Source organism: Okeania sp. SIO2C2 (genome assembly GCF_010692625.1).
Taxonomy (GTDB): Bacteria; Cyanobacteriota; Cyanobacteriia; order Cyanobacteriales; family Microcoleaceae; genus Okeania; species Okeania hirsuta.
Genome location: NZ_JAAHGM010000033.1, coordinates 80,585 through 88,034 on the forward strand (window position 1 = coordinate 80,585; position 7,450 = coordinate 88,034).

General features: G+C 37.3%; 5 protein-coding genes. All 5 read left to right on the forward strand.

Going from position 1 to position 7,450, the window contains the following annotated elements; genetic code table 11:
- Positions 1 to 365 precede the first annotated feature (365 nt).
- The 5 genes from F6K18_RS23045 to F6K18_RS23065 all read left to right on the forward strand — a co-directional run bounded on the left by F6K18_RS23045 (position 366) and on the right by F6K18_RS23065 (position 7,198).
- On the forward strand, positions 366 to 554 hold the full coding sequence (locus F6K18_RS23045) for a hypothetical protein (protein ID WP_124155111.1): 189 nt from the start codon (positions 366 to 368) through the stop codon (positions 552 to 554).
- Positions 555 to 1,006: 452 nt separating this feature from the next.
- Positions 1,007 to 5,254, forward strand: a complete 4,248-nt coding sequence (locus F6K18_RS23050; protein WP_287524473.1) for a GAF domain-containing protein — start codon at positions 1,007 to 1,009, stop codon at positions 5,252 to 5,254.
- Between the two features lie 88 nt (positions 5,255 to 5,342).
- Positions 5,343 to 6,080, forward strand: a complete 738-nt coding sequence (locus F6K18_RS23055; protein ID WP_124145421.1) for a TspO/MBR family protein — start codon at positions 5,343 to 5,345, stop codon at positions 6,078 to 6,080.
- Between the two features lie 535 nt (positions 6,081 to 6,615).
- A complete protein-coding gene (locus F6K18_RS23060) occupies positions 6,616 to 6,732 on the forward strand; it encodes a DUF2283 domain-containing protein (RefSeq protein WP_287524476.1) in 117 nt (38 codons plus the stop codon).
- 343 nt (positions 6,733 to 7,075) lie between these two features.
- Positions 7,076 to 7,198 carry a hypothetical protein gene (locus F6K18_RS23065; protein WP_287524486.1) on the forward strand — a complete coding sequence of 41 codons (123 nt, stop codon included), beginning with the start codon at positions 7,076 to 7,078 and terminating at the stop codon, positions 7,196 to 7,198.
- The last annotated feature ends 252 nt before the right edge of the window (positions 7,199 to 7,450 follow it).

Consider the following 7,450-nt stretch of genomic DNA (forward strand, 5'->3'; position numbering starts at 1 on the left):
TTTACACAAACGCGCCCCAGCGGAAATGAGATCAAATAAGGTAAGCAAGAAGCAAGAAGCAAGAGGGAAGAAGGCTGAAAAGCTTGAAAAAACGTAAATTTCCTGTAGATATTCACCCTTGGTTTTACACAAACGCGCCCCAGCGGAAATGAGATCAAATCCGGTTAAACAGTTATAGATTGGTTAAGTCTTGAGGAGTCAACCCACCCCTAACCCAACCCAGGAGGGGGAGGACCGAGTCAGGAGGAGAGAGAATCACAAAGATGAGCGTAGTTATGACGATTGAAGATTTTTTTTATGTCTAATTAAACGGATTTGATCTGATATCATTATACCAATGCTACCGGATTTGATCTCATGTCTGTTTGAATACCCACAATAAAAAATTGGTGGTGGTGCATAGTAATGGTAGAGAGTGTGTGGGGAGATGGGGACCAACCCCTAACCCCGACCGTGGAGGGGAATTTGGGGAGATGGGGGGGATGGGGAGTATGGGAGAAATTAAAAAATATATATCTTCACCAAAACCCATGCAGGACTACCAAAAAATTTAGGGAATAGGTAATAGACATTAGTATTAAGCTATACCTCACTATCCTCAAAAGTGCTGTAATTGTCAATAGTGCGAGCAAGATGCTCACACTATTGACAGTTATTAAATTATATCATACAATTCTACATAAAAAATTGTTAAATAAAATTAAAATTATCATTTTATTTGTGGGTTTAATACCCCACCGTCTACACGGTGTTCAAAATTACTTGGGGTGAGAATCCCCATGTAATTTTCCTCCTGTCTCCTGTCTCCTGTCTCCTGTCTCCTTCTTCAATGTCTACAAAAAATGTAGATTCATCATAACTAAATCATTAAGATAGTGTCTATAATTCATAGAGATTTGCTCGGGAGGTAGAGATACAAAAGATTCAGTGGTATATGAGGTACAAATATTAACGATACTCGCTCTGAAACATTATCTATAAAATTTTTAATAAAAATCAATAAATTATGTCTGTAGAAAATCAAGAATATAAAAAAAAATTAGCAACAGCGATCGCTCGTATTCCAGCATCCCTAGAGCAAGAAACTATTTTCAAAATTACGATTACAGAAATACGACAGTTAATAAATGCAGACCGAGTAGCATTGCTTCGCTTCTATCCTCAGTTAAATTGGCAAGGAGAATTTATTTGCGAAGATGTAGCAGATGATTGGAATTCCATTTTAGGGGTGAGGGTAAAACATTGGCTTTTTGGGAAAGAATTAGCTGCATACAATAAAGAAGGATATATTGAGACTATAACGGATATTGAGCAAGCAACATTAAGTGAATCAGAGGGCAAAATTTGCCAAGAGTTTCAGGTACAAGCTCATTTGGTAGTTCCCATACTCAAAGTAGATAACACCAAAAATGCTACAACATTAACTCAATCTGAACTGTGGGGATTACTTTGTATACATCAATGTAGCAGACCTCGGCAATGGGAAGATGTGGAGATTGAACTTGCTCATAAAATGGCTCAAAATCTAGGAGTAGTAATCAAAAATACAGACCTTCTAGAAGCAGCACATTACCAAGTACAACAACAAAAAGCCTTAGCTAGAGTAATTAAGAGAATTCGTACCCCACTAGATTTAGAAGAAATTTTTAAGATTACTGCCACAGAAGTACGTCAACTACTCAAAGCTGACCGCGTGGGAGTGTTTCGTTTTTATCCAGAAAGAGACTGGGAAGGAGAATTTGTTTCTGAAGATGTAGGATTAGAGTGGAATTCAGCATTAGCAGTTAAAGTATATGACCACTGTTTTGGGGAACAATTCGCTGTTCATTATCAAGAAGGTAGAATACAAGCAGTGGCAGACATTTATCAAGCAGGATTAAGTGATTGCCATGCAGAAATTTTGGGGCGATTTCAAGTGCGCGCCAATCTAGTTGTGCCTCTACTCAAAGGTGCAGATACAGAAATATTACCCGAACTTTGGGGTTTGCTGTGCATTCATCAATGCAGTGGGCCTCGTCATTGGCAAGACTACGAAATAGAATTTGTCCAACAAATAGCCGATCATTTTGGTGTAGCGCTACAACAAGATGATGCTCTCAGACAAGTTGAAAAACAGGCAGCACAACTAGCTATAAGTAAAGAAAAAGAAAAGTTAGCCGAACGCCAGAAAATTGTAGGTAATTTATTCGACAAAATTCGCCTATCCCTAGAAATTGAGACAATTTTTGCCACTGCCACCCAAGAAGTCAGAAAACTACTGCAAGCAGATCGAGTAGTAATATATAAGTTTTTACCTGACTTTAGTGGGGAATTTGTTGCCGAATCTTTTGCAGAAAGATGGACTCCCCTAGTGGGAGTTCAGCCCATAATTAAAGATACTTTTTTAGAACAAAATCAGGGGGGGCGGTATGCAAACAATGAAACTTTTGCCGTTGACGATATTTATCAGGTGGGTCATGATCAGTGTTATGTTCAACTTTTAGAACAATTTGAAGCCAGAGCTTATGCACTTGTGCCAATTTTACCTGGAGAAAAACTTTGGGGTTTGCTGGCAACTTTTCAAAATTCGGCTCCTCGTCATTGGCAAAAGGATGAAGTAGACTTGCTAGCTCAAATAGCTGCTCAGTTGGGATTTGCTCTCCAACAAGCTGAGTATTTTCAGAAAGTTCAGGAGCAGTCGGTACAACTAGCAAAAGCAGCAGAGCAGGAAAAATCAGCAGAAAGGCAAAAAACTCTAGTAGCAATTGTTGATAAAATTCGTCGGTCTTTTGATCTTAAGACAATTTTTCAAACAACTACCCAACAAGTACAAAAATTACTGGATGCAGACAGAGTTACTATCTACCGCTTTCATGCTGATTGGAGTGGGGAGTTTGTAGCTGAGTCAGTAGCTAAAGGTTGGAATTCTTTAATACAGGAGCAAAAGGAAAATCCCGAAATCAACAAAAATGTTAGTAGATGTTCCGTCCAAAATTTGGCAAATCCCCATACTGATACCTATTTGCAGGAAACTAATGGCGAGCCTTTTAATAAAGGATTAATTTATCGTATCTGCAACGATATCTATAATGCAGGTTTTAGTGACTGTTACATTGAGATATTAGAGTCTTATCAAGCCAGGTCTTATGGGATTATTGCGATTTATCTGGGAGAAAAACTTTGGGGTTTGCTGGCAGCTTATCAAAATTCTGGTCCCCGTGATTGGCAAAAGGATGAAGTTGAGTTGCTAGTTCAAATAGGAACTCAGTTAGGGGTAGCTCTACAACAAGCTCAGTATGTTCAGAAGGTTCAGGAGCAGTCAGTACAACTAGCAGCAAGAGCTGCAGCAATGGAAAAATCAGCAGAACGCCAAAAAACTCTGGCTGCAATTGTTGATAAAATTCGTCGGTCTCTTGATCTTGAGACAATTTTTCAAACAACTACCCAACAAGTACAAAAATTACTGGATGCAGACAGAGTTATTATTTACCGCTTTCATGCTGATTGGAGTGGGGAGTTTGTCGCTGAATCAGTAGCTGAGGGTTGGGAGAAGTTAATACAGGAGCAAACGGAAAATTCCAAAATCTCCGCAAATGTTAATCTATGCTCCATTAGAGATTTGCCAAATTATGTGAATGATACCTATTTGCAAGAAAACAAAGGCGAAAATTTTGCCCAAAAAGTTTATTGTATCTGCAACGATATTTATAATGCAGGTTTTAGTGACTGTTACATTGAGGTATTAGAGTCTTATCAAGCAAGAGCTTATGCTATCGTAGCTATTTATCAGGGAGAAAAACTTTGGGGTTTGCTGGCAGCTTATCAAAATTCGGCTCCTCGTGAGTGGGAAGCAGCAGAGGTAGAATTATTGGCTCAAATTGGCGGTCAGTTGGGAGTCGCACTACAACAAGCTCAGTATTTCAAACAAGTTCAAGCTCAAGCAGCAGAATTGGAAAAAGCCACAGAACGACAAAAGGGACTGTCAATTACCATTGATAGAATTAGGCAATCTCTGGATATTAATACAATTTTTCAGACGACTACTCAAGAGGTACGACAGTTACTAGAAGTTGAGAGAGTCGCTATTTATCGTTTTTACCCAAACTGGAGTGGGGAGTTTGTGGCAGATTCGATGATTGATGAATGGACCCCTATTGTTCAGACTCCTTTAGCAATTAATCCTGTAATCAGTAAACTGACTAATGCCAGTAAACTTCCCAGAAATGAAACTTTTGTGCCAATTTTGCAGGGAGAAAAACTTTGGGGGTTATTGGTTGCTTATCAAAATTCTAGCCCTCGTTATTGGCAAGATGAAGAAATTAATTTGTTAGCACAGGTGGGAGTGCAGTTAGGTATTGCTTTACAACAAGCTGAATTACTGGAAAAAACCCGTACCCAAACTGAAGAATTAACAAAAACTCTGCGGGAGTTAAAACAAACTCAACTGCAGATGATTCAGGCTGAAAAAATGGCTAGTTTAGGGCAGTTAGTAGCAGGAATTGCCCATGAAATTAATAATCCTGTAAATTTTATTTTTGGCAATCTGATTCATGTCGATGAGTATGCACAAAGTTTGCTCACTTTGATGAAATTATATCATCAACATTATCTTGAACCTGTTCCAGAAATTAAAGATTTTTCAGAAGATATTGACTTAGAATTTATTATTAAAGATTTGCCTAAGATGATAAATTCTATGAAAATGGGAGCTGAAAGAATTCGTCAATTAGTATTATCATTAAGAACATTTTCTCGCCTTGATGAGTCTAAAAGGAAAGAAGTAGATATCCATACAGGAATTGATAGTACCCTGTTAATTTTGCAACATAGATTGAAACTTAAATCAGAACTTCCTCAGATTACAATTGTTAAAAATTATGGGGATTTACCTTTAGTTCCGTGTTATGCAGCTCCAATTAATCAGGTATTTATGAACCTGCTTAGTAATGCTATCGATGCATTAGAAGAAAAACTGGAAACAGATCAACTTTTTATTCCTACTATTACGATTACTACAGAAATTAATCTAGATAATCCAGACACAGTTTTAATTAAAATTTATGATAATGGTTTGGGAATTACTCAAGAGGTAAAAGGTAAAATATTTGACCTGTTTTTTACTACTAAAGAGGTAGGAAAAGGAACTGGTTTAGGGCTTTCTATTAGTTATGAAATTATAGTACAAAAACATAGAGGTCAAATATTCTGTAATTCCCAACTAGGTCAAGGAACTGAATTTATTATTCAAATTCCAATTCACCCAGCGATTGAATAAATTTAACAACAACTAAAATCATCAGTAGTCTTCCATAGTGATGGTATGATATGAGAATAAAGTTGATAGTTTTCTGAATATTCTGATTATGACTCAATCAAATGATGGTGGAACAGTCGAACAGTTTGTCAATACAGTAATGGGGGTAAAAACTGAGTCGAAAAATCAATCCATCCCCAAACAAATAGTTTCTACAAAAGAGCTAGATATCAAAGCACTTTTAATGTATAAATTAGGAACTATTGTACAAATAGGAATTATTCTTCTAGCTTTCTGGGGAATGGAAAAATTGGTGACTTTAGTTAATAATTATTCTTCTTTTCCTAATTGGTTAAATACCGTACTTGCAGGAATGTTTTTTACCTTATTAAGTATTCGTTCGCGAATTTTTTCCCCATTAGATAATACTCGTTCTCGTCAGACTTATGATAGTATAGTCAGACCTAAATGGGCACCTCCACCTTTAGCTTTTCCCATAGTATGGATGACAATTGCAGTCTTACGAGTTATCTCTTCGTTATTAGTTTGGCAGGAGATGAACCAACAATTTTTAGTGCTTCCTTTAATAACTTTTGCAGTACATCTTGCTTTGGGAGATACTTGGAATACAATATTTACTGTAGAACGTAGGTTAGGTGCTGCTGTTCCCGTCGTAATTTTAGGTCCTTGGTTATCTGCTTTAATAGTTACTATATTTTACTGGCAAATTAATCCCACAGCAGGAATGATTTTAGCCCCTTCTTGTGTATGGTTAACTGTGGCGGCTATATTAGTATTTAGGATTTGGCAATTGAATGGAAAAGAACCACTATATCCACTTAAATAGACAATTATATCATCTCCGGTTGAATAGTTATAAATAGGGTTTGCGCTCAAAAGTCTTTTAGTAGGGGTAGGAGACAACTCACCCCTAGCTACCAGGAGGGGGAGACAGGAGACAGGAGACAGGAGACAGGAGACAACCCACCCCTCGCCCCTCCCCCTCCCAGGAAGGGAGAAATGGGAATGAGCGAGGAGGTAGGATTCAACAATTAATAATTAATTATTAATTATTAATTATTACCTCTCCTTGAAAAGAAGAGGATTGACTAAAAGGAAAAATTTTTTTCTTTTTTCCCCTGAAAATGGGAGGGGTTTAACCTGAATTAATAATTAATAATTATACCAATTCCCATGCATTAATGCTATGCTTCCGATAAACTTCAGTTATTAAGTAACAATAATCATTTAGTAATGTTTATAACGATTATCGGCATTAAACCAAGATATATTATCTCTTTTCACCCTACTCCCTACTCCCTACTGTCAAATAGATGTAGCAATAATGCGTGAGATTTAGTATTATTAATTATTCGGTAATTATGAAGTTAAAAATTGATCAGCAAATTGATGCTTTATATTTTCGCCTTGATGAATCTCAAATTATTGAGTCGGAGGAGGTACTGATGAACCCATTGAGGCAACAACTCAGAAAATAACTATTAGTAGACAAGCGGGTTCATGGTATCTTAGTTTAGCTGTTGAATTTACTCCGACTTCAAAAACAAACACTACAGAAGTTGTAGGTGTTGACTTAGGCGTAAAAACCTTAGCAACATTAAGCAATGGGAAAGTTTTTGAAAGTCTAAAGTCATACCGTAAGTTTGAAGCCAAACTTTAATAAAATTATTGGTTCAGCTAACGGTCGGGCAGCACAACTTAAGATAGCTAGGCTGCATAGGCGAGTAGCGAACATCCGCAAAGATGCACTTCATAAATTGACAACATACGCAAGCCTTGAACCACGGCACAATTGTCATAGAAGATTTGAACGTTAGTGGAATGTTATCTAACCACAAACTAGCTCAATCCATTGCAGACCAAGGATTTTACGAGTTCAGGCGACAGCTAGAATATAAATGCCAATGGTACTGTTCGGAGTTAGTAGTGGACCGACACAGCTAAAATGGTGCATTAGAATCCCCAGCCAAAAGTGACTATTGGACTGATAAGCGATCGCTAAAAATAAACAATCAAAAACAAGCGATCGCTAAAAAATAGACAGTCAAAAATAGGTTTTCTGGAGGCTCCACAGCTAAAATAGTGGATTAAATCTAGTCAGCAATGGAGGATCGTATTATGGGAAGAGGTCGGCCAGATCAAGTTGATCTGACCATAGAACAGAAAGATAATCTAGAAAAAATCCCTCGAAATGGC